The 25,871-nt window shown below is 69.9% G+C and carries 25 protein-coding genes and 5 pseudogenes; 17 read left to right on the forward strand and 13 right to left on the reverse strand.

From position 1 onward, the window contains the following. From BJF85_RS12145 to BJF85_RS12195, 11 genes and pseudogenes are all read left to right on the forward strand, one after another. On the forward strand, positions 1–870 hold the full coding sequence (locus tag BJF85_RS12145; RefSeq protein WP_075847413.1) for a phosphoenolpyruvate hydrolase family protein: 870 nt from the start codon (positions 1–3) through the stop codon (positions 868–870). Next, a complete protein-coding gene (locus tag BJF85_RS12150) occupies positions 871–1,299 on the forward strand; it encodes an SRPBCC family protein (RefSeq protein ID WP_075847415.1) in 429 nt (142 codons plus the stop codon). Positions 1,300–1,409: 110 nt separating this feature from the next. Next, entirely contained in the window at positions 1,410–2,021 is a 612-nt protein-coding gene (locus BJF85_RS12155) for a DUF998 domain-containing protein (protein WP_255375580.1), read from the forward strand. 168 nt (positions 2,022–2,189) lie between these two features. Next, positions 2,190–3,176 carry an LLM class flavin-dependent oxidoreductase gene (locus BJF85_RS12160; RefSeq protein ID WP_075847417.1) on the forward strand — a complete coding sequence of 329 codons (987 nt, stop codon included), beginning with the start codon at positions 2,190–2,192 and terminating at the stop codon, positions 3,174–3,176. Between the two features lie 93 nt (positions 3,177–3,269). Next, entirely contained in the window at positions 3,270–4,268 is a 999-nt protein-coding gene (locus tag BJF85_RS12165; protein WP_075847419.1) for a sensor histidine kinase, read from the forward strand. Then, a complete protein-coding gene (locus BJF85_RS12170; protein ID WP_075847421.1) occupies positions 4,265–4,918 on the forward strand; it encodes a response regulator transcription factor in 654 nt (217 codons plus the stop codon). Before BJF85_RS12165 ends, BJF85_RS12170 begins: the two co-directional genes overlap by 4 nt. A 204-nt stretch (positions 4,919–5,122) precedes the next feature. Next, the gene (locus tag BJF85_RS12175; RefSeq protein WP_075847423.1) at positions 5,123–5,332 is read left to right on the forward strand and encodes a hypothetical protein; all 210 of its coding nucleotides are present in this window, start codon (positions 5,123–5,125) and stop codon (positions 5,330–5,332) included. Continuing rightward, on the forward strand, positions 5,332–7,209 hold the full coding sequence (locus BJF85_RS12180; RefSeq protein ID WP_075847425.1) for an acyltransferase family protein: 1,878 nt from the start codon (positions 5,332–5,334) through the stop codon (positions 7,207–7,209). The genes BJF85_RS12175 and BJF85_RS12180 overlap by 1 nt, the downstream gene beginning before the upstream one ends. 75 nt (positions 7,210–7,284) lie before the next feature. Beyond that, on the forward strand, positions 7,285–7,668 hold the full coding sequence (locus BJF85_RS12185; protein WP_075847427.1) for a helix-turn-helix transcriptional regulator: 384 nt from the start codon (positions 7,285–7,287) through the stop codon (positions 7,666–7,668). Beyond that, complete coding sequence (locus BJF85_RS12190; RefSeq protein ID WP_075847429.1) at positions 7,665–8,147, forward strand: SRPBCC family protein; 483 nt, start codon at positions 7,665–7,667, stop codon at positions 8,145–8,147. The genes BJF85_RS12185 and BJF85_RS12190 overlap by 4 nt, the downstream gene beginning before the upstream one ends. Positions 8,148–8,343: 196 nt before the next feature. Next, positions 8,344–9,626 (forward strand): annotated as a pseudogene (locus BJF85_RS12195) (aspartate aminotransferase family protein). A gap of 72 nt (positions 9,627–9,698) precedes the next feature. On the opposite strand, the gene BJF85_RS12200 reads toward BJF85_RS12195, so the two are convergent. After that, positions 9,699–11,744 carry a BCCT family transporter gene (locus BJF85_RS12200; RefSeq protein WP_255375581.1) on the reverse strand — a complete coding sequence of 682 codons (2,046 nt, stop codon included), beginning with the start codon at positions 11,742–11,744 and terminating at the stop codon, positions 9,699–9,701. A 128-nt stretch (positions 11,745–11,872) separates the two neighbouring features. Here BJF85_RS12200 and BJF85_RS12205 point away from each other — a divergent pair, with 128 nt between their 5' ends. Next, positions 11,873–12,466: a TetR/AcrR family transcriptional regulator gene (locus BJF85_RS12205; protein ID WP_075847431.1), complete on the forward strand. Its 594-nt coding sequence runs from the start codon at positions 11,873–11,875 to the stop codon at positions 12,464–12,466. Positions 12,467–12,529: 63 nt separating this feature from the next. Here the strand turns inward: BJF85_RS12205 and BJF85_RS12210 are convergent. Both BJF85_RS12210 and BJF85_RS12215 read right to left on the reverse strand, forming a co-directional pair. Further along, a pseudogene (locus tag BJF85_RS12210) lies at positions 12,530–13,734 on the reverse strand (acyl-CoA dehydrogenase family protein). Between the two features lie 101 nt (positions 13,735–13,835). Further along, on the reverse strand, positions 13,836–14,864 hold the full coding sequence (locus BJF85_RS12215; RefSeq protein WP_075847570.1) for a Gfo/Idh/MocA family oxidoreductase: 1,029 nt from the start codon (positions 14,862–14,864) through the stop codon (positions 13,836–13,838). A gap of 39 nt (positions 14,865–14,903) precedes the next feature. Here BJF85_RS12215 and BJF85_RS12220 point away from each other — a divergent pair, with 39 nt between their 5' ends. Next, positions 14,904–15,773, forward strand: a complete 870-nt coding sequence (locus BJF85_RS12220; protein WP_075847433.1) for an oxidoreductase — start codon at positions 14,904–14,906, stop codon at positions 15,771–15,773. Here the strand turns inward: BJF85_RS12220 and BJF85_RS12225 are convergent. After that, positions 15,662–16,267, reverse strand: coding sequence for a hypothetical protein (locus BJF85_RS12225; RefSeq protein WP_075847435.1), 606 nt, complete (start codon positions 16,265–16,267; stop codon positions 15,662–15,664). The two genes, BJF85_RS12220 and BJF85_RS12225, sit on opposite strands and share 112 nt — an antisense overlap. Positions 16,268–16,330: 63 nt before the next feature. On the opposite strand from BJF85_RS12225, the gene BJF85_RS27985 reads away from it, so the two are divergent. Next, positions 16,331–16,894 carry a TetR/AcrR family transcriptional regulator gene (locus BJF85_RS27985; RefSeq protein ID WP_075847437.1) on the forward strand — a complete coding sequence of 188 codons (564 nt, stop codon included), beginning with the start codon at positions 16,331–16,333 and terminating at the stop codon, positions 16,892–16,894. Here BJF85_RS27985 and BJF85_RS12235 read toward each other — a convergent pair. Continuing rightward, entirely contained in the window at positions 16,891–17,277 is a 387-nt protein-coding gene (locus BJF85_RS12235; protein ID WP_075847439.1) for a helix-turn-helix domain-containing protein, read from the reverse strand. The two genes, BJF85_RS27985 and BJF85_RS12235, sit on opposite strands and share 4 nt — an antisense overlap. Before the next feature lie 99 nt (positions 17,278–17,376). Between BJF85_RS12235 and BJF85_RS12240 the strand changes: the two genes are divergently transcribed. After that, positions 17,377–17,787 (forward strand): RidA family protein, encoded by a 411-nt coding sequence (locus tag BJF85_RS12240; RefSeq protein WP_075847572.1) that lies wholly within the window; start codon positions 17,377–17,379, stop codon positions 17,785–17,787. Between the two features lie 123 nt (positions 17,788–17,910). Here BJF85_RS12240 and BJF85_RS12245 read toward each other — a convergent pair. Further along, positions 17,911–19,448, reverse strand: a pseudogene (locus BJF85_RS12245) (MFS transporter). A gap of 60 nt (positions 19,449–19,508) precedes the next feature. On the opposite strand from BJF85_RS12245, the gene BJF85_RS12250 reads away from it, so the two are divergent. Then, positions 19,509–20,054, forward strand: coding sequence for a TetR/AcrR family transcriptional regulator (locus tag BJF85_RS12250; protein WP_075847574.1), 546 nt, complete (start codon positions 19,509–19,511; stop codon positions 20,052–20,054). Between the two features lie 378 nt (positions 20,055–20,432). Here BJF85_RS12250 and BJF85_RS31385 read toward each other — a convergent pair. The 4 genes and pseudogenes from BJF85_RS31385 to BJF85_RS12270 form a co-directional block, all read right to left on the reverse strand. Continuing rightward, positions 20,433–21,170 (reverse strand): annotated as a pseudogene (locus tag BJF85_RS31385) (Vms1/Ankzf1 family peptidyl-tRNA hydrolase); the annotation flags it as partial. 45 nt (positions 21,171–21,215) lie between these two features. After that, positions 21,216–21,479 (reverse strand): annotated as a pseudogene (locus BJF85_RS12260) (hypothetical protein); the annotation flags it as partial. A 29-nt stretch (positions 21,480–21,508) separates the two neighbouring features. Next, on the reverse strand, positions 21,509–21,739 hold the full coding sequence (locus BJF85_RS12265; RefSeq protein WP_075847441.1) for a hypothetical protein: 231 nt from the start codon (positions 21,737–21,739) through the stop codon (positions 21,509–21,511). A gap of 32 nt (positions 21,740–21,771) precedes the next feature. Continuing rightward, on the reverse strand, positions 21,772–22,221 hold the full coding sequence (locus BJF85_RS12270; RefSeq protein ID WP_075847576.1) for a DUF4383 domain-containing protein: 450 nt from the start codon (positions 22,219–22,221) through the stop codon (positions 21,772–21,774). A gap of 131 nt (positions 22,222–22,352) precedes the next feature. Here BJF85_RS12270 and BJF85_RS12275 point away from each other — a divergent pair, with 131 nt between their 5' ends. Continuing rightward, a complete protein-coding gene (locus BJF85_RS12275; RefSeq protein ID WP_255375582.1) occupies positions 22,353–23,657 on the forward strand; it encodes a cytochrome P450 in 1,305 nt (434 codons plus the stop codon). 164 nt (positions 23,658–23,821) lie between these two features. On the opposite strand, the gene BJF85_RS31390 is transcribed toward BJF85_RS12275, so the two are convergent. From BJF85_RS31390 to BJF85_RS12285, 3 genes are read right to left on the reverse strand one after another with little or no spacing between them, the layout of a single operon-like run. Next, complete coding sequence (locus tag BJF85_RS31390; protein WP_369822148.1) at positions 23,822–24,553, reverse strand: ABC transporter permease; 732 nt, start codon at positions 24,551–24,553, stop codon at positions 23,822–23,824. Beyond that, the gene (locus BJF85_RS31395; RefSeq protein WP_369822149.1) at positions 24,553–24,951 is read right to left on the reverse strand and encodes a hypothetical protein; all 399 of its coding nucleotides are present in this window, start codon (positions 24,949–24,951) and stop codon (positions 24,553–24,555) included. The genes BJF85_RS31390 and BJF85_RS31395 overlap by 1 nt, the downstream gene beginning before the upstream one ends. Then, entirely contained in the window at positions 24,951–25,856 is a 906-nt protein-coding gene (locus BJF85_RS12285; RefSeq protein WP_075847443.1) for an ABC transporter ATP-binding protein, read from the reverse strand. Before BJF85_RS12285 ends, BJF85_RS31395 begins: the two co-directional genes overlap by 1 nt. Positions 25,857–25,871 lie beyond the last annotated feature (15 nt).

Consider the following 25,871-nt stretch of genomic DNA (forward strand, 5'->3'; position numbering starts at 1 on the left):
GTGCCCCGGATCGCCAGGCAGGAGTTGCTCGCCACGTTCACCGCGAAGGCCCGCAGCGGTGCGCCGATCATCGGCGGCGGCGCGGGAACGGGCCTGTCCGCCAAGTGCGAGGAAGCGGGCGGCATCGACCTCATCGTCATCTACAACTCGGGCCGGTTCCGCATGGCCGGGCGCGGTTCGCTGGCCGGACTGCTGGCCTACGGCAACGCCAACGACATCGTCGTCGAGATGGCCGACGAGGTGCTGCCCGTGGTGCGCCGCACCCCGGTGTTGGCGGGCGTCAACGCCACCGACCCGTTCCTCGACGTCGACCGCTTCCTGCGCACCCTCACCGACCTCGGCTTCTCCGGCGTGCAGAACTTCCCCACCGTCGGCCTCATCGACGGCACGTTCCGCGCCAACCTCGAGGAAACCGGCATGGGCTACCAGCACGAGGTGGACCTGGTCGCCGCCGCGCGCCGCGCCGACCTGCTCACCACGCCGTACGTGTTCTCCGCCGACGACGCGCGCGCCATGACCGAGGCGGGCGCCGACATCCTCGTGTGCCACATGGGCCTGACCACCAGCGGATCCATCGGCGCCGTCACCGCCAAGACCCTCGACGACTGCGTCGCCGCGATCGACGAGTGGTCCGCGGCGGCCCGCGAGATCCGCGACGACGTGCTCGTGCTGTGCCACGGCGGGCCCGTCGCCGCACCGGAGGACGCGTCGTACGTGCTGTCGCGCACCGCGCACTGCCACGGGTTCTACGGCGCCAGCAGCATGGAGCGCCTGCCCGTCGAGGAGGCCCTCACCGCGCGCACCCGCGAGTTCACCGAGCTGTCCCTGTCCCCGCAGTCCGACACCAGCGCAACCGCGAAGGAGAAGTAGATGCCACGGCCCTACGCAAGCGGAATCGTGCCCGGCGACGTCGACGAGGTGTGGCGGCGCGTCCGCGACTTCAACGGACTGCCCACCTGGCACCCGGGCATCGCAGCCAGCGAGATCGAACCCGGCCACGGAGCCTTCGAGATCGGCGCCGTGCGCACACTGACCCTCGCCGACGGCGGAGTCGTGCGCGAACAGCTGCTGGCCTTCGACGACCCCGGCCGCAGCTACACCTACAACATCCTCGACAGCCCGTTCCCCGTGCGCCGCTACATCAGCACCATCCGCGTCGCCCCGATCACCGCCACCGGCGACACGTTCGTCGAATGGTGGACCGAGTACGACGCCGACGCCGCCGACGAGGAAAACCTCGACAAGACGTTCGCCAAGGGCGTCTTCGCCACCGGCATCAAAGCCCTCGCCGGAGGCTGACCCCTCGGTCCGGCAGGCGCGACGACCGGACCATGACCTTCGGCACTGGGCAGGCCCCGCGCGGCCGGGTGTACTGAGCTCGACTCGATCGCCCGGCAGGAGGCACCGCAGTGGGTTCGCTGGGTTCGCCGGATTCCCCGGGTTCATGGCTCGGGGTCGGCGGGGCGGTGCTGTTCGTCGTCGTCTTCGTCGTCGACGGCTGGACCAGGCCCGGGTACTCGGCCGTGCGACACCCGGTGAGTGCACTCGCGCTCGGACGTCGCGGCTGGGTGCAGACGGCGAACTTCCTGCTGTGCGGTGCCGCCGTCACCGTCGGCGCTGTCGACCTGTCGATCACCGGGCCCAGCACTCCACTCGGGATCGTGCTCGTCGTCTTCGGACTGGGCCTCGTCGCCTCCGGCGTGTTCCCGATGGATCCCATGCTCGGCTATCCGCCGGGCGCGCCCACAGGCATCCCCGCCGAACACACTGTTCGGCACCGTCTCCACGACCACGCCGGCGCGGTCGTGTTCTTCTCGCTGCCGGCGGCGACGGCGATCGGCGCGCTCACCCTGCCCGACCTTGCGTGGCAGCTCGTCTCTGGCGCCGCCGCGATCGCCTTGTTCACCGCGACCTCTCGCTTCGCCAAGGCATGGGAAGCGCGGTCCGCACGCATCGGTCTGATCCAACGGGCCGTCATCATCCCCGGCTGGGCGTGGCTCGCCGCGGTGTTCGCCCTCTGACCTGTCCACCGTCGGGTTGCCGGACGGCCCGACGGCTCACGGACGGGCACGTGGCGGCCTCACTGTGAGCCACGACCCGTTCCGAAATATCGGGTACCGCGGCGTCGTTGGTCGTGGTGGAGCACTCCGTGTCCGCAGCTGCCTACCCGTGACGAAAGGCCGACCACCATGACCCTTCCGCTGTCCGTCCTCGATCTGGCCACGGTGGGCAAGGAAGAGTCCGTCGGGGACGGCCTGCGCGCGAGCGTCGCGCTCGCCCAGCGGGCGGAGCAGCTCGGTTACCAGCGGGTCTGGTACGCCGAGCACCACAACATGTCGGCCATCGCCTCGTCGGCCACCAGCGTGTTGATCGCGCACGTCGCCGCCAACACCGAGTCGATCCGGCTCGGCTCGGGTGGCGTCATGCTGCCCAACCACTCGCCGCTCGTCATCGCCGAACAGTTCGGCACCCTCGCCGAGCTGCACCCGGGGCGCATCGACCTGGGCCTCGGCCGCGCGCCCGGCACCGACCAGAACACCCTGCGCGCGCTGCGCCGCGACCCGAGCGCAGCCGAGTACTTCCCCCAGGACGTGCAGGAACTGCAGGGCTACCTGGGCGAGCGTTCCCTCGTCCCCGGGGTCAAGGCGACGCCGGGCAAGGGCACGAACGTGCCGCTGTACATCCTCGGCTCGTCGCTGTTCGGCGCCAAGCTCGCCGCCGCACTGGGCCTGCCGTACGGGTTCGCGTCGCATTTCGCGCCGGACGCGCTCCAGCAGGCCGTGGCCGCCTACCGCGCCGAGTTCCAGCCGTCCGAGCAGCTCACCGAGCCGTACGTGATCGCCGGGGTCAACGTCATCGCCGCCGACACCACCGAGGAAGCCGAACAGGACAACCAGGTGGTCAAGCGGCAGCGGCTGCGTCTGCTCGCCGGCCGCGGGCGCACGTTCACCGACGCCGAGGCCGACGTCGTGCTCGACTCGCCGCAGGGCAAGCCGATCATGGACATGGTCCGCTACTCCGGCGTCGGCACCGCCGACCAGGCCGCCGAGTACGTCGAGTGGTTCGGCAAGCACGCCGACGCCGACGAACTCATCGTCGCCCACCAGTCGCCCACGCTCGAGAAGCGCCTGCACTCCGCCGAGCTGCTCGCCAAGGCCACCGGCATGACCGCCTGAGCCGCCCGTCGATCCCGATCGGGCCGTGGCGCGAGCCCGGCCCGGCCGGTGAGCGACCATGGGAGGAGTCCGCACTCGGCGAGGAGGTGCCCCGTGTCGCTGTTCGCGCGGATCTTCCTGCTCAACACGGTCGTGCTGTGCGCGGCCACCGCGCTGCTGCTGTTCGCGCCGATCACCGTGTCCACGCCGGTGCTGTCGAACGAGATCCTGGTGCTCGTGCTCGGCCTCATCGCGGTGCTCGTCGCCGACGCGGCGGTGCTGCGGCTCGGCGTCGCCCCGTTGAAACGGCTCCGGCGCACCATGACGTCGGTCGACCTGCTGCGCCGCAAACCGCGTCCCGTCGTCGAGGGCCCGCGCGACGTCGCCGAGCTGATCACGACGTTCAACGACATGCTCGACCGGCTCGAGGCCGCCCGCGACTTCAGCGCCGCACGCGCCCTGTCGGTGCAGGAGGCCGAACGCCGCCGCGTCGCGCAGGAGCTGCACGACGAGGTGGGCCAGTCGCTCACGGCCGTGCTCCTCGGGCTCAAACGCGTCGCCGACCAGGTTCCCGAACCGGTACGCGCCGAACTCACCGCCGTCAGCGAGACCACCCGCACCACGCTCGACGAGATCCGCCGCATCGCCAGGAGCCTGCGTCCCGGTGTGCTCGAGGAACTCGGCCTGACCAGCGCGCTCAAGGAACTCGTGTCCGAGTTCGACGACCACAGCGACGTCACGGTGCGCGGCCGGTTCGACCCCGACCTGCCGCCGCTGCCGGACAACGTCGAGCTCGTCGTCTACCGCGTCGCGCAGGAGGCGGTCACCAACGCCGTGCGCCACTCCCGCGCCGGCGAGGTCACCGTGTCCCTCGCGCCCACCCCGGACGGCATCGAACTGCGCGTGCGCGACGCGGGCCGCGGCATGGGCCGCGCCGAGGAGGGCGCGGGCATGACCGGCATGCGCGAACGGGCACTGCTCGTCGGCGCCGCGCTCACCGTGCACTCCGCAGGCGGCACCGAGGTGCGCCTGCACGTCCCGCTCCCCGCGCCGGACGCTGCGACCTCGGACACGGCGCCCGACACCGCCTCCGCCGGGGAGGCCGCGCGATGACCGAACCGGTGCGGATCCTGCTCGCCGACGACCACGTGCTCGTGCGCCGCGGCGTGCGCCTCATCCTCGACGGCGAACCCGACCTGACGGTGGTCGCCGAGGTCGGCGACGGCCCCGACGCGATCGAACGCGCCCGCGAGCTCGAACCCGACCTTGCCGTGCTCGACATCGCCATGCCGCGCCTGACCGGCCTGCAGGTCGCCCGCGAACTGGCCCGCGACCTGCCGCAGCTGCGCATCCTGCTGCTGACCATGTACGACAACGAGCAGTACTTCTTCGAGGCGCTCAAGGCGGGCGCCTCGGGATACGTGCTCAAGTCCGTGGCCGACCGCGACCTCATCGAGGCGTGCCGCGCGGCGATGCGCGACGAACCGTTCCTCTACCCGGGGGCGATGCGTTCGCTCGTGCGCGACTACCTGGACCGCGCACAGGGTGACGGTGACGTTCCCGACAAGGCGGTCACCGACCGCGAGGAGGAGATCCTCAAGCTCGTCGCCGAGGGCCACTCGTCGAAGGAGATCGCCGACATCCTGTTCATCAGCGCCAAGACGGTCGAGCGACACCGGGCGAATCTCCTGCACAAGCTCGGACTGCGCGACCGACTCGAACTCACGCGCTACGCGATCCGCGCCGGACTCATCGAACCCTGACCCGTCCGGTGGTGTGAACCACACCGGACATTCGGCGTAAAAGCCGTGTAGGGCAACGAAAAATGGGTGTCAGCACCCATGGACAGCATGGCCGACCAACGGCAGCTTTGCGGTGGCCCGCGCGCGGCTGAGCTCCATCCCCCGATTCATCAGCTCGCCGCCACCGACGCGGGCCGCCGACGTCGATCGAGAGGTTTGCCCGCAGTGCTGTCATTGTCGCGCGCCGACGAGTCCGTGCCCACGGAATCGGACGGGCCGACCAAAAAGGACACAACGACCATGGGCTTCCGGCCCGACGTCGAAGGGCTGCGCGCACTCGCGATCGGCGCCGTGCTGCTGTACCACGCCGGAGTGCCGTTCGTGCCCGGCGGCTACGTCGCGTCGACATCTTCTTCGTCCTGTCCGGATTCCTGATGACCCGGCTGATCCTCGGCGAGATCGAGGCCACCGGGTCGCTGTCGCTCAGCCGGTTCTACGCGCGCCGCGCGCGGCGCCTGCTGCCCGCCGTGGCGGTAGTACTCGCCGCCGTCGCACTCGGCTCGTGGGTGCTGCTCTCCCCCGTCGAACGGGACGCGGTGACCCCGGACCTGATCGCGTCCGCGCTCTACGTCGTCAACTGGTGGCTGGCCGGACAGGCCGTCGACTACTTCGAGACGGGCTTCCAGGCCAGTCCCGTCCAGCACTTCTGGACCCTCGCCGTCGAGGAGCAGTTCTACCTCGTCTGGCCGTTGCTGCTGCTCGGCGCGGTGTGGGCGATGCGGCGGATGCTGACCTCACGGCGTGCGCTGCTCGCCGTCGTGCTGGGCGTGGGCGTGCTGTCGCTGGCCTACTCGATCGTCGCGACGCTGCAGGCCGCCGACACCGCCTACTTCAACACGTTCTCGCGCGGCTGGGAGTTCGCCGCGGGCGGCGTGCTCGCACTCATCCCGCACGGCGGACTGTCTCGGCGCGTCGCGGCGACGTTGGCATGGGGCGGACTCGCCGCGATCGGCGCGGCCGTGCTGCTGTTCGACGAGCAGACCCTGTTCCCGGCGCCGTGGGCGCTGCTGCCCGTCCTCGGCACGGCGGCCGTCATCGCCGCGGGCACCGCCGCGCCGAACCTGCTGCCGCAACAGCTGCTGAGCACGCCGTTCATGCGGCACTGTGGACGCGTCTCCTACTCGTGGTACCTGTGGCACTGGCCTGCCCTGGTGTTCGCCGCCGCGGTGTTCGGCGACCTCACCCCCGCGCAGGGGCTGGTCGTGGTCGCCGGCGCGTGGGTGCTGGCGGTGGTGACCTATCACGTCGTCGAAGAACCGTTCCGGAGGTCGCCGGTGTTCCGCAAGCCCCGCCGTTCGCTCGCCCTCGGCGCCGCGTGCACGGTCATCGCCGCGATCCCGGCGATCCTCCTGCCGTTGACGATCCCGTCGCTGCCCACGAAGTCCGAGGACCAGATCACCGGAGCGCCCGCGCTGTCGCAGGGCGACGAGGCCGTGCAGCAGTCGGTGCAGGCCGTGCGGCCGGAACCCCGGACGGCGCCGCAGGACTGGCCGCGCAACTACAACGACGGCTGTCACGCCGACCGTCCGGAGACCGCCTCCGGCGAATGCGTGTACGGCAACCCGAACTCCGACCGCACCGTCGTCCTGTTCGGCGACTCCCACGCGATGCAGTACTTCCCCGCACTGGAGAACATCGCGCAGGAACGCGACTGGCGGCTCGTGCCGCTGACCAAGTCCGGCTGCGCCCCGCCCGACGTCAGCCTCTACAACGACGCGCTGCGCCGGTACTACGCCGAATGCGACACGTGGCGCCAGGCCACGCTCGACCGGATCAAGGAGCAGGAGAAGCCCGACCTGGTCATCACCGGCGGCCGCGACACGTACGCCACGATGGACGGCGAGGACCACGTGAGCGCCGCCGAGAGCACCGACACGCTCCGCGAGGGCTACGTGTCCACATTGGAGCAGCTGCGCGACACGGGCGCGCGGGTCGTCACCATCAAGGACAATCCGCACCCGGACAAGGACATTCCCAGTTGCGTGTCCGGGGCGCCGGACAGTCTCGAGGACTGCGCCGTGCCGCAGGACGTCGCGTACAACTACCCGCACGTCGCCGACCACGCCGCCAACGAGGTCCGCGGCGTGCGTCTGCTCGATCCGACGTCGATGTTCTGCCGGGACGGCACGTGTCCGGCGGTGATCGGCGACGTCGTCGTCTACGGCGTCACCACGCATCTCACGGCGACCTACGTCGAGACGCTCACCCCGTGGCTCGACAACCAGCTCGCCTCGCTGTCCGCACTGCCGTAACCAGGTTATTCAACTGACTGGTTGACAAGGCCGAGCCGGCGTCGTACGTTGTATTCAACCGAGAGGTTGAACACGATGAACGACACGACGGCAACGGAACGGCTCAACCGGGCATTCGCCGCACTGGCCGACCCGACGCGACGAGACCTCGTCGCCCGGCTCAGCCGCAGCGACGCCACGGTCGGCGAACTCGCCGACCACTACGACATGAGCCTCCAGGCGGTCTCCAAGCACGTGAAGGTGCTCGGCGAGGCCGGAATGGTCACGCGCACCAAGGACGCCCAACGACGTCCCGTCCACCTCGACGCGGAGGTATTCGACCTGATGTCGACATGGATCGAGCGCTACCGCAGGGAAGCCGAGGAACGCTACAGCAGGCTCGACGCACTGCTCGCCGAACAGGCTTCCGTCAACGACGACAAGGCACACGCACGAACCGACACGAAGGACGCATCATGACCACCACCAAGAATGAGGTCGAGATCAAGGCCGACCCCCAGGTGCCCACCATCGAGATCACCCGGGAATTCGACGCCGCACCCGAACAGGTCTTCCGTGCCCACGTCGACCCCGAGCTGTACGCCCGCTGGGTCGGACCGCACGCCCTCACCACCCGGGTCCTCAAGTGGGACGCCCGCACCGGCGGCGAATGGGCCTTCGCCAACGACCAGGACGGCCGGGAAGTCGCGTCCTTCTACGGCAGCTTCCACGAGATCCGCGCCAACGAACGCATCGTCTGGACCTTCACCTTCGAAGGCATGCCCGACGGGGTCTCCCTCGAGACCGTCACCTTCGAGGAACTGCCCGACGGACGGACCCGGTTGCGGGTGCTGAGCGTTGTCGAGAGCTTCGAGATTCGCGACGCGATTCTCGCCAGCGGAATGGACAGCGGGGTCCGCGAGGGCTACGAGTCCCTGGACGCCCTCCTGGCCGGCTGAGCACCGGGGATTGCTCGGGTGACGTGGTGACGTGGGGTGCCGTGTCAGCACCCCACGTCACCGTGTCAGCAATCCGCGTCGCCGTGTCAGCAATCCGCGTCGCTGTGTTGGCAATCCGCGTCGCGAGGGCTGCGTTCACCACCTCCCCGGTGGTCGCCGATGGACAACCGGGCCGTGCCTTCCTAGCGTCGTGGCCATGACCGACACCGAGCACCTCATCCGCTTCTTCGGCCGCGGCGCCTTCAGCCCCCTCGTCATCGACCGTGCCCTGGGCAGCTCGGTGTTCACCACCGACGGGCGCGAACTGCTCGACTTCACCTCCGGGCAGATGAGCTCCATCCTCGGCCACTCGCACCCCGCCATCGTCGACACGATCACCAAGCAGGTCGCGCAGCTCGACCACCTCTACAGCGGCATGGTCAGCCCCGCCGTGCTGGAACTGTGCCGCCGACTCGCCGAATCCCTGCCCGAACCGCTGTCGAAAACGATGCTGCTCAGCACAGGCGGCGAAGCGAACGAAGCGGCCCTGCGCATCGCGAAGCTCGTCACCGGCGGCCACGAGGTGGTGTCGTTCGCGCGATCCTGGCACGGCATGACCCAAGCCGCCGCCGGCGCGACCTACAGCGCAGGCCGCGGCGGCTACGGACCGGCCGCACCCGGCAACTACGCGCTACCCGTGCCCGACCGGTTCCGCCCCGACATCGTCGACGCGCAGGGGGAACTCGACTGGCAACGCCAACTCGACCTCGGCTTCGACCTGATCGACGCCCAAACCACCGGCAACCTCGCCGCATGCCTCGTCGAACCCATCCTCAGCTCCGGCGGCGTCGTCGACCTGCCACCCGGCTACCTCGCCGCCCTCCGCGACAAATGCCACGAACGCGGAATGCTCCTCATCCTCGACGAAGCCCAAACCGGCCTCTGCCGCACCGGCGACTGGTACGCCTTCGAACGCGACGGCGTCGTCCCCGACATCATCACGCTGTCCAAGACCCTCGCGCCGGCCTCCCCCTGTCCGCCGTCGTCACCAGCCCCGACATCGAACAACGCGCCCACGAACGCGGCTTCCTGTTCCTCACCACCCACGCCAACGACCCCCTCCCCGCCGCCGTCGGCAACACCGTCCTCGACGTCCTCACTCGCGACAACCTCGCCCCGCGCGCCGCCCAACTCGGCACCCGCCTCCGCGGCGGCCTCGACGAACTCGCCACCCGCCACCCCGTCATCGGCGACGTCCGCGGACGCGGCCTGCTCGTCGGCCTCGAACTCGTCACCGATCGCCCCGGCAGCACCGACACCGACCGACTCGGCGCCGCCGTCACCCAGCGCTGCGCCGAACTCGGCCTGCACATGAACATCGTCCAACTCCCCGGCATGGGCGGCACCTTCCGCATCGCCCCACCCCTCACCGCCACCGACGACGAGATCGACCGCGGCGTCGAGATCCTCGACAAGGCGCTCGGCGACACCACCGTCTGACCGACCGAGCCCGGAAACGACAAGGCCCGCACCGGAAACGGATTCCGGTGCGGGCCCTGTGCCGGTTCGCGGCTACTTCTCGGTGCCGGACCCGCCGTCCGCGGACTGCTCGCCGCCGTTGACGTACTGATCGAGCAACTCCTGCGACCGGTGCTCGGCACCGACCGCCGAATCCTCGAACTCCGGCGTGTCGAAGACCTCGTCGGCCGTGGGATCGGTCCGCACGGCCTCGTCGTCGATCCCGATCGAACCGGTCTCCGGATCGACCCTCGTCGCGTAGGCAGGAACGTCCTCGACCGCCAGGATCGTGCTGTCGTCCTCGGCCCACGCAGTGGCCGCCCGCGGCCCGGCCGCCGTCGCATCCAATCCGGCCAGCGTCGCCGACGCACGCCGGATGTCGCGCCGTCCACGCGCACCACCGTTCTGCGCCCGCACCAACTCCCGCAGGCTCTTCGCCATCTCCCGTTCCGTGTCGGAAGCCTCCCGCGCGGCCGACACGAGCGCCGTCGGCGTCGCCTGCGAACGGATCCGCACGTAGCGCGGCATCGTGGCCACCTCGAGGCGGAACATCTTCCACAACGAGACCATCGCCAGCACGTACACCACCGACAACGGCCCGGCGCCCGCCAACGAACTCACCTGCAGCACGGTCAACGCCGCCTCGCCGCCGGCCATCAACAACAGGGCGGCCGCGGCACCGACGAGCACCGCCCAGAACACCCGCGTCGTCCGCGGCGTCTCGCTACGACCGTTGTGCGCCAACACATCCACGACCAGCGAGCACGAGTCGGCGCTGGTGATGAAGAACAACGTGATCACCAGGATCGCGATCACCGACAGGATGCTGATCAGCCCCGGCGTCACCGGCAGCTCGCCGAACAACGTGAACAGCGCCGTGTCGGCGTTCACGGTGCCGTCGTCGCCGACCAGACCGCCCTCGTTCAACTGATGGGCGATGCCCGTGCTGCCGAAGATCGTGAACCACACGAGCGAGACGAGGGTCGGCGCGAGCAGCGCACCCAGGATGAACTCGCGGATCGAGCGGCCGCGCGAGATGCGCGCGATGAACATGCCCACGAACGGCGCCCAGGCCAGGAACCACGCCTGGTTGAACAGCGTCCAGTCCAGCGTCCACGAGTCGTTGACACTCGAACCCGTGACGAACGCCAACTCGGGCAGGGTCTGCACGTACTCGCCGAAGTTCTGCACCAACGAACGCAGCAGGAACACCGTCGGGCCGATGAGCAGCACCGCGATCGCCATGACCGTGGCCAGGCTCATGTTCGCGTTCGACAGCCACCGCAGACCCTTGTGCAGACCGGTGACCACGGAGATCGTGCCGATCGCGGTGATCCCGACGACGAGCACGACCAGCAGCGTGTCCGACGGCTCGAACCAGCCGAGCGACGACAGACCCGCCTGGATCTGCAGCACACCCAGCCCCAGCGACGTCGCCACACCGAAGACCGTGCCGACGATGGCGACGACGTCGATCACGTGGCCGACCCACGACTCGATGAGCTTGCGGCCGAAGATCGGCTCGAGCAGCCAGCGCACCGACAGCGGCCGCCCGCGGCGGAACGTCATGTAGGCCAGGCCGAGGCCGACCACGGCGTAGATGCCCCAGGCGTGCAGCCCCCAGTGGAACATCGCCTGGCCGATGGCGGCGCGACCCGCCTCCTGGGTGTTCGCGTCGACGCCCACCACCTCGGGCGGCCCGACGAGATGACTCAGGGGCTCCGAGACGCCGTTGAAGACGAGGCCGATGCCCATGCCCGCGGAGAAGAGCATCGCGAACCACGAGAACAAGGAGAATTCCGGGCGCTCGTCGTCCCGACCGAGCCGGATGTTGCCCACTTTGGACAGTGCCGCCCACAGGCAGAACAGCAGCATCGCGGTGACGACGATGATGTACCACCAGCCGACGTTGACGCCGATGGCATCCCGCAGGCCCGTGAACGCCTCCGTGGCGTCATCGCCGTACTGCGCGCCGTACCACGTCGCGAACCCGAGCGCGGCCACGATCGCCACGACCGCCGGGATGAACACCGGCGCGAGGAGTCGCGCCTTGGGCTGCGTCTCCTCGTCCTCCTGATCAGCTTCCACCTGCGAAGCCACGAAATCTCCCCTGACTCACATCGACGCACTTCAGGCGAATCAACGCCTTCCCCGCGCATGGTATACAGACCGGTAACCGGCCGCCCGGCAGGCTAGGTATACAGATTTGTCAGGTCAAGGAGTGCGCGATGGCCGAGAGACGTTCCCGTCTCGAGTTCGGCACGGGCTTTGACGTGGCCACGCTGACCCCCGGGGCCCGCCGGATCCTCGACGTCGCATCACGGCTGTTCTACGAACAGGGCATCCACGCTGTGGGCGTCGACACGATCGCGGCCGAGTCGAAGGTCACGAAGCCGATCCTCTACAAGAACTTCGGCAACAAGGACGGCCTCGTCGTCGCCTACCTGCGCCACCGCCACGACACGTGGTGGGAGACCTTGGAGGCGGCGATCGCCGCCGCGGCCGCACCACGCGCCCTGGCCTTCTTCGACGTCTACGCCGAGGACACCAGGACCATCAAGCGCGGCTGCGCCTATCTCAACGCGGCCGCGGAACTGCGCGAGGGCCATCCCGCGTACCCGGTGATCCGCCACCACAAGCACGCCGTCTGCCGACGGCTCGCTGAGTTGATCACCGAGGATCTGCCGCACGTGGCGAAACCGAAACTGCTGGCCGACCACCTCTTCCTGCTGTTGGAGGGCGCGTTCGCGCACCACCAGATCTACGGCGCCGACCTGCTGATCGAGGCCCGCGAAACCGCCGAGAGCCTGCTGCGCTGCTGACGGAACGCCGACACGACGACCCAGGATGCTGACACGGCGACGGGGGGTGCTGACGCGGCAGGCTCAGGCGGTGCCACCTCGCAGGAGGCCGCGGCCGACGATGACGCGCTGGACCTCCGAGGTCCCCTCGTACAACCGCAGCAGGCGCACGTCCCGGTAGATCCGTTCGACGACGACCTCGCGCATGTACCCGCTGCCGCCGTGCACCTGCACGGCCAGATCGGCGACGCGGCCGACCATCTCGGTGCAGAACAGCTTCGCGGCCGACGGCGCGATCCGCCGATCCTGCCCGGACCGGTACTTCCGCGCGGTCTCGCGCACCAACGCCTCCCCCGCCAACACGTCGGTCTGCATGTCCGCGAGCATGGCCTGGACCAGCTGGAACTCCCCGATGGGCGTGCCGGCCTGGGTCGCGTCGGCGGCGTAGGCGACCGACTCGTCCAACGCCCGCCGCGCGGTGCCGACGGCGACCGCCGCGATATGCACCCGCCCGCGGGCCAGGGACGTCATCGCGGCGCGGTAGCCGACCTCCTCCGACCCGCCGACCAGCGCATCAGCCGGCACGCGGACCTCGTCGAAGTGGACGTCGGCGGTCCACGCGCCCTCCTGACCCATCTTGCGGTCCTTCGGCCCGACCGAGACACCAGGCGCATCGGCCGGGACCAGGAACACGGCGATGCCCGGGTCCTTGCCGCTCGCCTCCCGGGTGCGGGCGAACGTGACGAACAGGTTCGCGACGGGCGCGTTGGTGATGAACCGCTTGCCGCCGGTGATCACCCAGTCGTCGCCGTCGAGCACGGCCTTCGTCTGCAGGCCCGCGGGGTTCGACCCGGCGCCGGGCTCGGTGAGCGCGAACGCGGCGACGACCGCACCGGAGGCGAGCGCACCGAGCCACGCGCCTTCTGCGTGGCGGTGCCGTAGTTGACCAGCACCTGGCCGGCGATGCCGTTGTTGGTGCCGAACAGCGACCGCAGCGCCAGGCTGGTGTACCCGAGCTCCATGGCCAGCTCGACGTCCTGGACGAGGTCGAGCCCGAGTCCGCCCCATTCCTGCGGGATGGCGTACCCGAACAGGCCCATCTCCGCCACCTGCGCACGCAGGTCGTCCGGGATCGCGTCGGCGTCCATGATCTCGGTTTCGCGGGGGATCACCTTGTCCCGCACGAACTTCCGGGTCGCGGCGAGGATGTCGGCGAAGTCGTCCGCACCGACCTGGGCGGGGTGCTCGGCGTCGGCGGGACCGGGCCGGGTGTTCGCATCGTTGCGCATGCAGGCGATCCTGCCAACGAGACGTATCGCCCATCAATCGCACAGACGCCGCAACCTCGACTCCGGCCCGATCAGCCCTGGCCGACCCGATCGACGCCGACTCAGCTCCAGCCGGTCATTCGGTGCGCCTGTTCGACGAGTTCCAGCACACCGACGGCGTCGTTCGGGTCGACGGGCACCTCGCCGGTGCCGGCGATGGCGCCCGCCAGCCCGGAGTAGAACTGGCCGTAGTCGCCGCGGACGGGTTCGATGCGCCGCTGGTCGTCGCGGGTGCCGACGAGTGCCCACTGCGCCTCGTCGCGCACGCCCAACGCCGGGTCGCCGGGCCGGGCGCCGCCGCGCAGGGCGTTCTCCTGCGGGTCGAGTCCCCAGATGGTGAATCCGCCGCGGGAGCCGTGGACATGCAGGCGCGGCGCGGGCAGCGCGGCCAGCGCCGACATGATCAGCCGCGAACGGGCGCCGCCGGCGTGCCGGAGGACGACGATCGCGTCGTCGTCGGCGGTGTCGGTCCCGCGACCCTGCACGTCGGCCCACAGGTCCTCGACGGGCCCGAGCAGTTGGCACGCCTGGTCGATCAGGTGGGTGCCGAGGTCGAAGAGGATCCCACCACCCGCGGCGACGTCGGTGGTGGCCTTCCAGCCGCGCCCACCGCCGGGTCGCCACCACTCGAAACGCGATTCGAAGGTGTGGACCTCGCCCAGTTCGCCCGAGTCGACGAGTTCGCGCAGCGTGAGGAAGTCGCCGTCCCACCGCCGGTTCTGATAGACGGTCAGGATGCGGCCGGCGGCGCGCGCCTTCTCGACCAGTCCGCGTGCCTGCTCGCTGCTCGGCGCGAACGGTTTGTCGACGACGACGTGCAGGCCTGCGTCCAGTGCCGTGGCCGCGAGGTCGACGTGCGTCTCGGGCGGGGTGGCGACGATCACGAGGTCCAGTTCCGACGCGCGTTCCCACAGCGCCGCGACGTCCGGCAGCACCGTCACACCGGGGTAGGTCTCGCGGGCCCGACGGGCTCGCTCGTCGTTGCCGGTGACGACGATGTCGAGCGTGTAGGCGTCGTCGTGGTGGACGAAGGGCGCGTGGAAGACCTGGCCTGCGAGGCCGTAGCCGATGACGGCGGTACGTACGGGCATGCCCGTCACCCTAAGCCCGGCGCGCCCTAGAGTGGGTCCGTGACCACCTCAGTTCTCAGTTCGACGGCACTCCTCGGCAACCGGCCCGTGCACCGCATCGGCTTCGGCGCGATGCAGCTCGCGGGCCCGCACGTGTTCGGACCGCCGTCCGATCCGGAGGCGGCCGCGGCGGTGCTGCGCCGTGCCGTGGAGCGCGGGGTCGATCACATCGACACGGCGCAGTTCTACGGACCGGATGTGGTCAACGAGCTGATCCGGTCGGCGCTGCACCCGTACCCGGAGGGGCTGCGGCTGGTGACGAAGGTCGGCGCGGCCAGGGACGCGGACGGTGCGTGGCTGCCGAGCGGCGATCCGGCGGACCTGAAGCGGCAGGTGGAGCAGAACCTGCGCACGCTCGACGTCGAGCGGATGGATCTGGTGAACCTGCGCCGGTTCGACCGCGACAAGCCGGATCTGGTGCAGCCGCCGCTGGCCGATCAGCTCGGGGCGCTGGCGGAATTGCGCGACGAGGGAAAGCTCGACCTGATCGGTGTGTCGAGTGTGGACGAACAGAGCGTCCGATTCGGTATCGAGCAGGGTGTCGCATGTGTCCAGAACGCCTACAGCGTCGTGGACCGCACCGACGACGGAATCGTCGAGCTGTGCCGCGAACACGGCGTGGCGTTCGTGCCGTACTTCCCGTTGGGTTCGGCCTGGGGCGGCAAGGAGAAGCTGGCCGAGCACGCCGACGTCGCGGAGGTCGCCGCCAAGCACGGTGTGACGATCGCGCAGGTGGCGTTGGCGTGGCTGTTGGCACGCTACGAGCGCATCTTGCTGATTCCCGGCACGGCGTCGCTCGAGCACCTCGAGGAGAACCTCGCGGTCGAGGGCATCACGCTGGACGCCGACGACCTGGCCCTCCTCGGCTGAGCACGGTTCGGCTCGTGCTGCTCAGCGAGGAGGTTGATTCCGTACACGGCGAGCACACCGCAGACGATGCCCCACAGGACGATCGAGACGACCTGCCAGAAGATGACGAGGTTCCTGGTGGCGCCGAAGGACACGATCAGGGCCGAGGTGATCTGGCTGGGCAGCACGAGTTGGCCGAGAAGGCTGACGCCTGCGACGCCGTAGCGGTCGAAACGATCCTTGACCTTCTGTGTGCGCGGACTGCGCGGTGGTTGTTCGCGGTCGCGGGTGACGCGGGAGCGGATCCCGTGTGCGCCGAACACGAACGCGAGCATGGACACGACGTTGCCGATGACAGCGGCGACGACGGCGACGACCGGGTTCAGTCCGGACACGACGCCGATGATCGAACCGAGGTACGACTCGACGAACGGAATCGCGCCCAGTGCGAGCACTCCCACCCAGTGCAGGAACCAGGGCAGTGACAGTGCCCATTCCTGGATGTTCTCGATCATGCCGGTTGCCTCCACCCCAGTAGTACGCTGTACTAGCACACCGTACCAGAAAGGGGCGACATCATGCCCGATCGACGTGACGACATCGTGGCGGCGGCGAAGGAGCTGGCCACGGAACACGGGTTGCGCGCGGTGAGCGTGCGGGCGGTCGCGGCGCGCGCGGGCGTGGGCGCGAGCACGTTGCGGCACTACTTCCCGACGCAGCGGGCGTTGTTCGACGCGACGGCGGATGCGACGTTCGACGAGCAGCTGTCGGATCTGCGGATCCGCGACCGCCGGGTGTCACCGGCACGGCGTCTCGTGGAATGCCTGCGGCAGTTCGTACCGGAGGGGGCCCAGCTGGAACAGTGGGCACTGTCGGTGTCGGCCGTGGCCGCGGTGGACGCCGACCCCGAACGGCGGCGCCTGTGGACGCAGCTGACGCGGCGCGCGCACGAGCGGGTCGAGGCGTGGTTGGCGGTGCTGGCCGAGGAGGGCGCGCTGCGCGACGGCGACCCGGCGCGGCAGACCAGGCTGCTCCTGCTCGGCGTCGACGGCATGGCACTGCGCCTGCTCACCGCCGAGGACCGAGCCGACACCGACGTCGACGAACTCCTGCACGACCTGGTCGCCGTCGTCCTCCGCTAGTCGGCCCCGAACTCGGCGTCGAATCGTTGCCGGGCCTGTTGGACGGCGGGAAGGTTGTCCGCACTCCATTCCAGCAGTGCGTCGATGAGGTCCTGCAGGGTCTTCCCGAGCGGCGCGATCCGGTACTCGACGCCGAGGGGGCGGGTGGACACGATCACCCGCTCGACCATGCCGTTCCGCTCCAACCGTCGCAGCGTGGTGGTCAGCGACTTCTGCGTGATCTCCGGAACCGTCTTCCGCAGTTCGTTGAATCTCCGTGGCCGCTCGCAGAGCCGGTCGAGCACCTCGAGCGACCACTTGTCGAGCACCTGTCCGAGCAGTTCACGGTGTTGCGGCCCCAACCTCGCGTGGCCGGCCGGGTCGCCGGGGGTGGTTTCGTCCATGACACCTGGTCTCGTTGAAGTTCCCTTTCGATACAAGGTAGACGTTGGATACCTGGTTTGACCAGGCCCGATATCGATTCCACGAAAGGCATCGCCGACATGACCGTCCAGACCTTCAGCCCGGAGGGAATGTTCCAGCCGGTCCCCTACAACCACGTCGCCGTGGCGACCGGCACGCGGCACATCCGGCTCGCGGGCCAGATAGCCCGCGACGGCGAGGGCAACCCCGTCGCCACCGGCGACCTCGCCGGTCAGGTCGCGCAAGCACTGCGCAATACCGCACGCGGACTGGCCGGCGCCGGCGCGAGCTTCGACGACGTCGTCCACATGCGATTCTTCGCGGTGGACTGGGCTCCGTCCAAAATGGAGCCGTTTCTCGCCGGAATCGCGGCGGTACAGGAGGAACTGGGGGTCCCGGACCCACTGCCGCCGGTGTCGCTGATCGGCATCGACTACCTCTTCGAACCGGACGTGCTCGTCGAGATCGAGACTCACGCCATCGCCGACTGACCCGCACGGACGGTGTCGGCGGCGAGTGAAATACCCGGCGCCGACGCCGTCCGCCGTACCCGAATCACCAACACGGCGACGTGGGTTGCTGACACGGCGACGCAGAACGCTGACACGGCGGTCTTACGCCGGGACGGGTTCCTTCGCCGGAGGTGTCTGCGCGAGGCGGACGTTGCGCAGCAGTACGGCCGCCTGGATTGCGGCGCCCAGCAACAGAAGTCCGCCGACGACGGCGCTGATCCGCATGCCGTTGACGAACGCCTCGTGGGCGGCGGTCAGCAGTGCCTGTGCGTCCTCGTCCGGCAGGGCGCCTGCGGTGGCGACGGCGCCGCCGAGCGTCTCGCGCGCGGCCGCACCCGCATCCGCGGGCACACCCGCGTAATAGATCGACATCGCGACACTACCCAGGACGGCCGTGCCGAGCGCGCCACCGAGCTCGAAGCTCGTCTCCGACACGGCGGCCGCCGAGCCGGCCCGCTCGGGCGGGGCCGTCGTCAGGATGAGGTCGTTGGTCAGCACGTCCGCGAACGGGATACCGAACCCGACCAGTACCAGCGCCGACACCACGACCGCCAGGCCGGCGCCGTCGCCCCACACGGCGAGGACGGCGAAGCCGATCGCCGCGAGCGCCAGGCCGGATCCGATCAGCCACGCCACCGGGACGTAGCGCGCCAACCGCGTGACCACGAGGGAGCCGACGACGCTCAACAGGGCCATCGGCAGCAGCCAGAACGCCGCCACCAACGGCGAGAGCCCCAGCACGAGCTGCAGGTACTGCGGCAGCAGGAACAGCAGGCCCATCATCGCGAACACGCCGAGCATGTTGGTGCCGATGGAGACGCTGAACTCGCGACGCCGGAACAGCTGCAGGTCGAGCATCGGGGCGGCCAGCCTGCGCTGCCTACGTCCGAACACCACACCGAGCACCACACCGACACGAGTGCGCCCACCGCGGCCGCGCCGACGCCGTTCTTGGCGACGTCCTTGATCGCGTAGACCACGGGCAGCACCGCGGCCAGCGACAGCGCCGCCGACCAGAGGTCGAACCTGCCGGGATTCGGGTCCCGCGCCTCGGGCAGCAGCAGCGGGCCGGCGATCAGCAGCAGGATCATCACCGGCACGTTGATGAGGAACACCGAGCCCCACCAGAAGTGCTCGAGCAACCAGCCTCCGATGACCGGCCCGAGCGCCATGCCCGCGGAGAAGCCGGCGCCCCAGATGGCGATCGCGAGCCGGCGCTGCCTGCGGTCGACGAACATCGCGCGAATCAGCGACAACGTCGACGGCATCAACGTCGCACCGCCGATGCCCAGCAGCACGCGCGCCACGATCAGCATCGCCGCGCTGGTCGAGAACGCCGCCAGCACCGAGGCCGCGCCGAACGCCACCGCGCCCGCCAGCAGCAGTCTGCGCCTGCCGATGCGGTCGCCGAGCGAGCCCATCACCACGAGCAGACCGGCCAGCACGAACGAGTAGATGTCGACGATCCACAGCTGTTCGGCGCCGGTCGGCGCCAGATCCTCACTCAAGTACGGCAGCGCGAAGCCGAGCACCGTCATGTCGACGCTGATCAGCAGCACCGGCAGCACCAGCACGCCGAGTGCGATCCACTCGCGCCTACCTGCCCTGTCCACAACTCCTCCGATTTCTAAACCGTCCAGTCGGTATAGTTTCAAACTAGACCGTCCGGACGGTTTAGTCAAAGGGGTATGGTGGAGGTCATGGGACGACCATCAGCGCGCGAACAGATCCTCGACGCCTACGAGAACCTGTTGATCGAGGACGGCCTGGCCGCCGTGACGCTGGACGCCGTCGCCGCACGGGCCGAGGTGTCCAAGGGCGGCCTGCTCTACCACTTCAGATCGAAGGACGCCCTGCTCGACGGCCTGCTCGACCGGCTGCTCGAACGCACCCGCACCGACCTGGCCTACGCGAGGACCGCACCCGAGGGCATGGTGCGGTACCTGCTGACGTCATCGGTGACCGACGCCGACATGACCAAGGCGTTCCACCGCACGTCCGTCGCCACGCTCCGGCTGCTGGGCAGCGAGCCCAAGGCCGACGAGGCCCTCGCCACGTCGTTCGGCATGTGGACCGACCTGGCGGGCGAGTACGTCGACGACCCGCTGACCGCCGAGCTCATCGGCCTCCTCAGCGACGGGCTCTACCTGCGCGCCACACTCCAGGGCCGCGACATGCGCAGCCCCGTGCTCGACAACCTCGACGAGGCGCTCCGGCGGCTCGGCTACGACGACAAGGCGCCCTAGCCCGAACAGGCCGGCCGCCGGCCCGCGCAGCGGATCAATAGCGCAGCAGGGCGCCGACGCCGTCGGGGAATCCGGCGCCGTCGACCACGAGCACGTCGGCGCCGGCCGCGAGGGCCGCGGCCGGCAGCGCCTCGTCGGCGCGATGGTCGCGCACCTGCCCGTCGGACAGGCCCTCGTCCTGCGCGGCGACGCGGAGCACGTCGTCGCCGCGCAGCACAGTGCGGTCGCCGAGCCCGCGGCGGTCCACCAGCAACGTGCCACCCGGCCGTCCCGCAGCGCGGCGGCCACCTCCGGCAGCCCGGCCGCGGCCTCCCCGTTCCTGCCGGTCGCGGCGTGGAAGCGGCGGACGACGTCGTCCCGGTCCTCGGCCTGCTGCCGGGTGACGAGCTCGGCGATCCACGTGTCGTACTCGGCGAGGTCGGGTTCGCCCTCGGCCGGACCGCGTTCGATCTCCACCGCGATCTCCTCGCAGCGCGGCGACAGCTCGGCCCGCAACGCCGAGCGGGTCTGCGCCTCACCGCCGATCGCCAGCAGCCGGGCGCTCACCTTCTGGGCGAGCAGATCGGCCTCGTCGGCGATGTCCCGCGCGTTGCGCTTCACCGTCTCCTCCGCGTACTGCTGGATGCGTCGGTGCGACCAACCACCGCTGCGGGGTTTGTGCACGTGGTGGTCGTCCCCGGTGACGTGCTCGCCGGCGACCGGCTCACCGGTGCGGTCCACGGCCTTCAGCCGGGCCTCGGTGCGATCGGCCACCACCGCGACATGCGGCACGGGCCGGTCCAGACCGGCCAGCAGCGGCAGGAGGTACGGCATGTCCGAGTAACGGGCCACCGTCTCGGGGGCCGACGGGAGCCATTCGTCCACCAGCACCGTGCCCCGGGCCGCGACGAGCGCCCGTCCCGCGGTGCCGACCGGCGGCCGGCCGTCGGCGACGGCACGCTCCATCGCATCCACAGTGGACTCGTCGGCGCCCGCATCGGTCAACTGCTCGCGGACCGAACGCCACTGCAACCGCACCCGGTCCGCGCCGTCCTCCGTGTCCTGCGAGGCGTCGAAACACGCCGACGCGAACGGTCCCTCGGTCGCCAGCACATCCTGCAACTCGCTGCTGTGCATGTCCCTCCTTCCGTCACCGGAGCGCCGGTAGGTGTCCGGTCACCCCTCACGCGGCGAGGTGTCCGGGCGTTCCTCCGCGAGGCGCTGCTCCAGTGGTTCGCCCTCGCTCTGCTCGAACGGGGTCGTGCCCCACCGGTCGACACCGGACCAGTGTTCGGGTGGTTCGGCCCCGCCTTCCAGCGGATCCTCCTGCAACCTGTCCTCGTCGAGGTCCTCGGCGCTGCTCAGCGCAGCCGGATCCTCCTCGACGCTGTCCGGATCTCCGGAATCCTGCGGCGGGGTGGCCGCATCGTGCCGCGCCTGGTGCATCACCGCTCCTCTCGTGGCTGATTCGGGCGTCAGCTGCCGAGGCGTTGGCGCAGCAGTTCCTTGCCCTGTTCGGCACCCTTGCGACTGTCGGCCTGAGCCTTGCGGAAGAACTCGGCCAGCACGGTGTCACCTTCCCGTTCGGCATCGCCGATGTAGGTCTCCAGCCGCAGCGCGTTGCTCAGGCACGCCTCGACGAACCAGATGATGTTGTAGTTCTTGTCCTGGGTTCCGGTCACGTGACCGGCCTCGGCCGTCGTCATCGGTTCTCCCTTCGGGTACTCGTGTCGTTCTCCTATGCCGGGCGTGCATGCGGACCATCGGTCGCCGTCTTTCCCACGCGATACCGCGCGAGGCCGACGATCAGGCCGACCAGTGCCGTCACCAGGTGCAGCACGTTGTCGGCCCAGCCGACCGGGAACACCCGATCCATGTCGATCGGCTGCGTGGCGATCGCGGCGGGGATGCCGTACGCCGCCAAGGCGATGAATCCCACGGCCAGGAACCAGCCCAGCGCCGTCGCCGACGTGCGTGGGTGCAGCGCCGACAGGCACAGCAGGCCGACCGCCGTGCGCACGATGTCCAGCAACAGTCCCGAGCTGAAGATCAGCACCTCACCGGGACCGGTCGCCAGGCCCGCGACGCCGAGCATCAGGTACACCACGCCGACGGTGCTGATGAGCGCGCGCTCCCAGCCGCCTCGCCGCAACCCGTGCGTGTCCTCGTGTGCGTGCCTACCCGACATGGTCGAGGTGTTCCCGTGCCGGCACATGCCAAACTCCGCGACCGAAGTCCGTATCCGAATCCCACGGCAAACCACCGTGGGTCACCGGGCGTCTCGGTTGGCCGGGCGACGCTCCGGGTACGCCTCGGGACATGAGCACGTCCAGCCGACCCACGACAGTGACCTCGACCCCCACCGCGGAGACGATCCGGTCCGACCGGCCACATCAGACCTCGGACACCGCGTCGGCCGCCGAGACCGCGCGGGTCGCGGCGACGGTGTTGGCGCCTGCGATCGGCGCGGGGCTGATCAGCCGCCGGCCGGCGGTGCTGCAGTTCCTGGAACGGTTCGATGTGGACCGGAAGGCCATCAGGACGCTGCGCGCTCTGCGACGCGAGCACTCCGGCCGGCCCGTCCGGTTGCGATTGCCGGGGCGTTCGGTGACCGTACTGCTGGACCACACCGACGTCGGACATCTACTCGCCGGCGCACCGACGCCGTTCAGTCCGGCAACCCTGGAGAAACGGGCCGCGCTGAGCCGGTTCCAACCACACGGGGTCCTCATCAGCGAGCGCGGCGAACGCGAGCAACGGCGTGCGCTCAACGAGAGCGCGCTCGAACCCGGACACGCCCTGCACCACCTCGCGGGCCACTGGGTCCGGCCGATCGACAGCCACGCCGCGGAGCTTCCGCACACCATCGACTGGACGAGCTTCTCCGACGTGTGGTGGCGCATCGTCCGCGAGGTCGCGCTCGGCGGTGACACGGCCGCAGATCGGGAGATCACCGATCTGCTCGGCGAACTTCGACAGTCGGCCAACTGGGCCTATCTGCTGCCGGCCCCGCGACGCCGCAGGCAGCGGTTCCTCGACCTCGTCCGGCAGCAGGTCGGCCTGAACCGGCCGAACAGCCTCGCCTCGGCACTCGGCGCTGCGGCCTCGGCGGGCTCGGCGGACTCGGCGGAGGCCGATCCCGCCGACGCGGCGGACCAGGTCCCGCACTGGTTGTTCGCGTTCGACGCGGCGGCCATCGCGACCTTCCGTGCCTTGGCGCTCGTCGTCACCGACCCCGACGTGCACGACCGCGCGCGGCGCGAGGCGGCGGACGCGGAATCCGGCGCGCCCCACCAGTTGCCGCTGCTCCGCGCGTGTGTCCTCGAGTCGCTGCGACTGTGGCCCACCACGCCGATGCTCCTGCGGGAGGCACGCGCCGGCACCGAGTGGGGCCGGGACGGCGCGGCGTTCCTGACGTTCACGCCCCTGTTCCACCGGGACTCCGCACGGTTGCCCTACGCCGACCGCTTCGAACCGGACATCTGGCTCGACGGCAGGGCCGAGCAGCAACCCGCACTCGTCCCGTTCAGCGGCGGGCCGGCCGCGTGCCCCGGCAGGGACGTGGTCCTGTTCACCACGGCGACCCTGCTCGCCGCGATCCTTCGCCGGCGTACGCGACGTTGACCGGTACCGGAGGCGCGCAGCTCGACCCGCGGCGCCTGCCCGCATCGGTCAACCACGCCGCACTCACCTTCTCCGGATGAGCACCCGCGCACGCGGGAACGGGTGCGCACACACCGGCGCCGCCGGGCCCGATGGACCCGGCGGCGCCGACATACCCCCACGACTCAGTCGGAGGCCGAGCTCCACGCGCGCGTGAGCTTCACCTTGCCGCCGGTCTGCAGCAGCGAACCGGTGTAGATGCGGGTGGCCAGCAGTGTGATGGACACGATCGTCACGGCGAGGATGCCCATGGACGCGAACGCCTCCCACGCCTGCGCGTCACCGGTGAACATGCGCAGCGGCATCGCGATCGGCGCGCTGAACGGGATGTACGACATCGCCGTCATCGCCGTCGCGTTGTCCTGCAGGAAGATCACGGCCATGTACGGGCCGAACACGAGCATCATCACCAGGCCCGTGGTGGAACCGAGATCCTCCTGACGGCTCACCAGCGAACCGGCGACGGCCCACATCGTCGACAGCAGCATGAACCCGAGCACGAGGAACGGCACGTACCAGCCGAGCGCAGGCAGCAGCGTCGTCAGCAGTGCGTCGTTGCCGCCGGCCTGCAGCGCGATCGGTCCCACGACGGCCAGCACCAGCACCTGGGCGACGGTGAGCACCGTGTGGCCGAGGATCTTCCCGGCCAGCAACGCGCGCACCGGCAGCGTGGACACGAGGATCTCGACCACTCGCGTCTGCTTCTCGGTGACCGTGCTCTGGGCGATCGCCATACCGCCCATCGCGAACATCATGAACACCAGCGAGAACACCATGGCGACGAGCCCGCGGTGGCCGTCGTCGACGTCACCCGGGTTGAGCACGTCGACCGGTGGCGGGGAGCCGAGGACCGCCATCAGGTCGCTCGCGGCGACTCCAGCGCCACGACCCGCACGCCTGCAGGCGACTCGCCCGTGGTGTCCGGGACGACCGCTGCCTCGACCTCCTCGCTGCGCACGAGGTCCTCGGCCTGGGCGGCGTCGGAGGCCTCGCGCACCTCGAACTCGCTCGCCTGCAGGACGCGCGACACCTCCGGCCCCACGGCCGCGACCTGCGTCGGCCCGCCGCCGATCACGCCCGGAAGGATCGACGCGGCGAACAGACCGACGATGATCGCGCCGAGGCCGATCCAGAAACCCTTCGTCTGCAGGAAGGCCTTGATCTCGCGTTCGGCGACCAACCAGGTCGCCTGCATGAACGACACGCCGCCGCTCTCGGGCCGCGTCTCCGTAGGACGCACCTGTACCTCGGTCATCAGATGGCCTCCTTGAAGATCTCGTCCAACGACGGGACGAGCGGCGTGAACGCGCGGACGTCCCCGCGGCTCATGGCTTCCTTCAGCACCCGCTGGTCGAGCGGTTCACCGCCGTCGCGGAACCCACCGGCGACCGCGGGCTCGATCACGGCCCGCGGACCGTCCACAGTGGTCACGCGAATGCCCGGCATGTCGCGCAGCCACCCCGCGTCGCTGCCCACGACGATCTCGTACCGCGGCGTCCCGAACCGTTCGCGCAGTTCGTCCTTACCACCCGAGGCCTTGATCGACCCGCCGGAGATGATCACCAGGTCGTCGCAGAGCCGCTCCACGACGCTGAGCTGGTGGCTCGAGAAGAGCACCGGGACCCCGCCGGCCGCGCGCCGGCGCAGCACCCGCAGCACCGTCTCGACCGCGATCGGGTCGAGGCCCGAGAACGGCTCGTCCAGGATCAGCAGTTCCGGCTCGTGCACCAGCGACGCGGCGATCTGCGCGCGCTGCTGGTTACCGAGCGAGAGGGCCTCCAACTTGTCGCCGGCCCGCTCGTGCAGATCCAGCTCCTCGAGCAGCGCGTCGGTGTTGCTCGCCGCCTTGGCCGCCGACATGCCGTGCAGTCGTCCGAACCAGCTGATCTGCTCGGCCACCTTCATCTTCGGATACAGGCCGCGTTCCTCGGGCATGTACCCGAACCGCTGCCGCACCGTCTGCGTGACCGGGTCCCCGTTCCACGTCACGGTGCCCGAATCCGACTTCAGAACCCCCAGCATGATGCGCATCGTGGTGGTCTTGCCGGCCCCGTTGGCCCCCAGGAACCCGGTCATCCGCCCGGGTTCGACGTCGAACGACACACCGTCGAGCACGCGCTTGTCGCCGAAGCTCCGGCTGATGTCATTCACCTTCAACATGCCACCGAGCCTAGG

The organism is Saccharomonospora sp. CUA-673 (genome assembly GCF_001942305.1).
Taxonomy (GTDB): Bacteria; Actinomycetota; Actinomycetes; order Mycobacteriales; family Pseudonocardiaceae; genus Prauserella.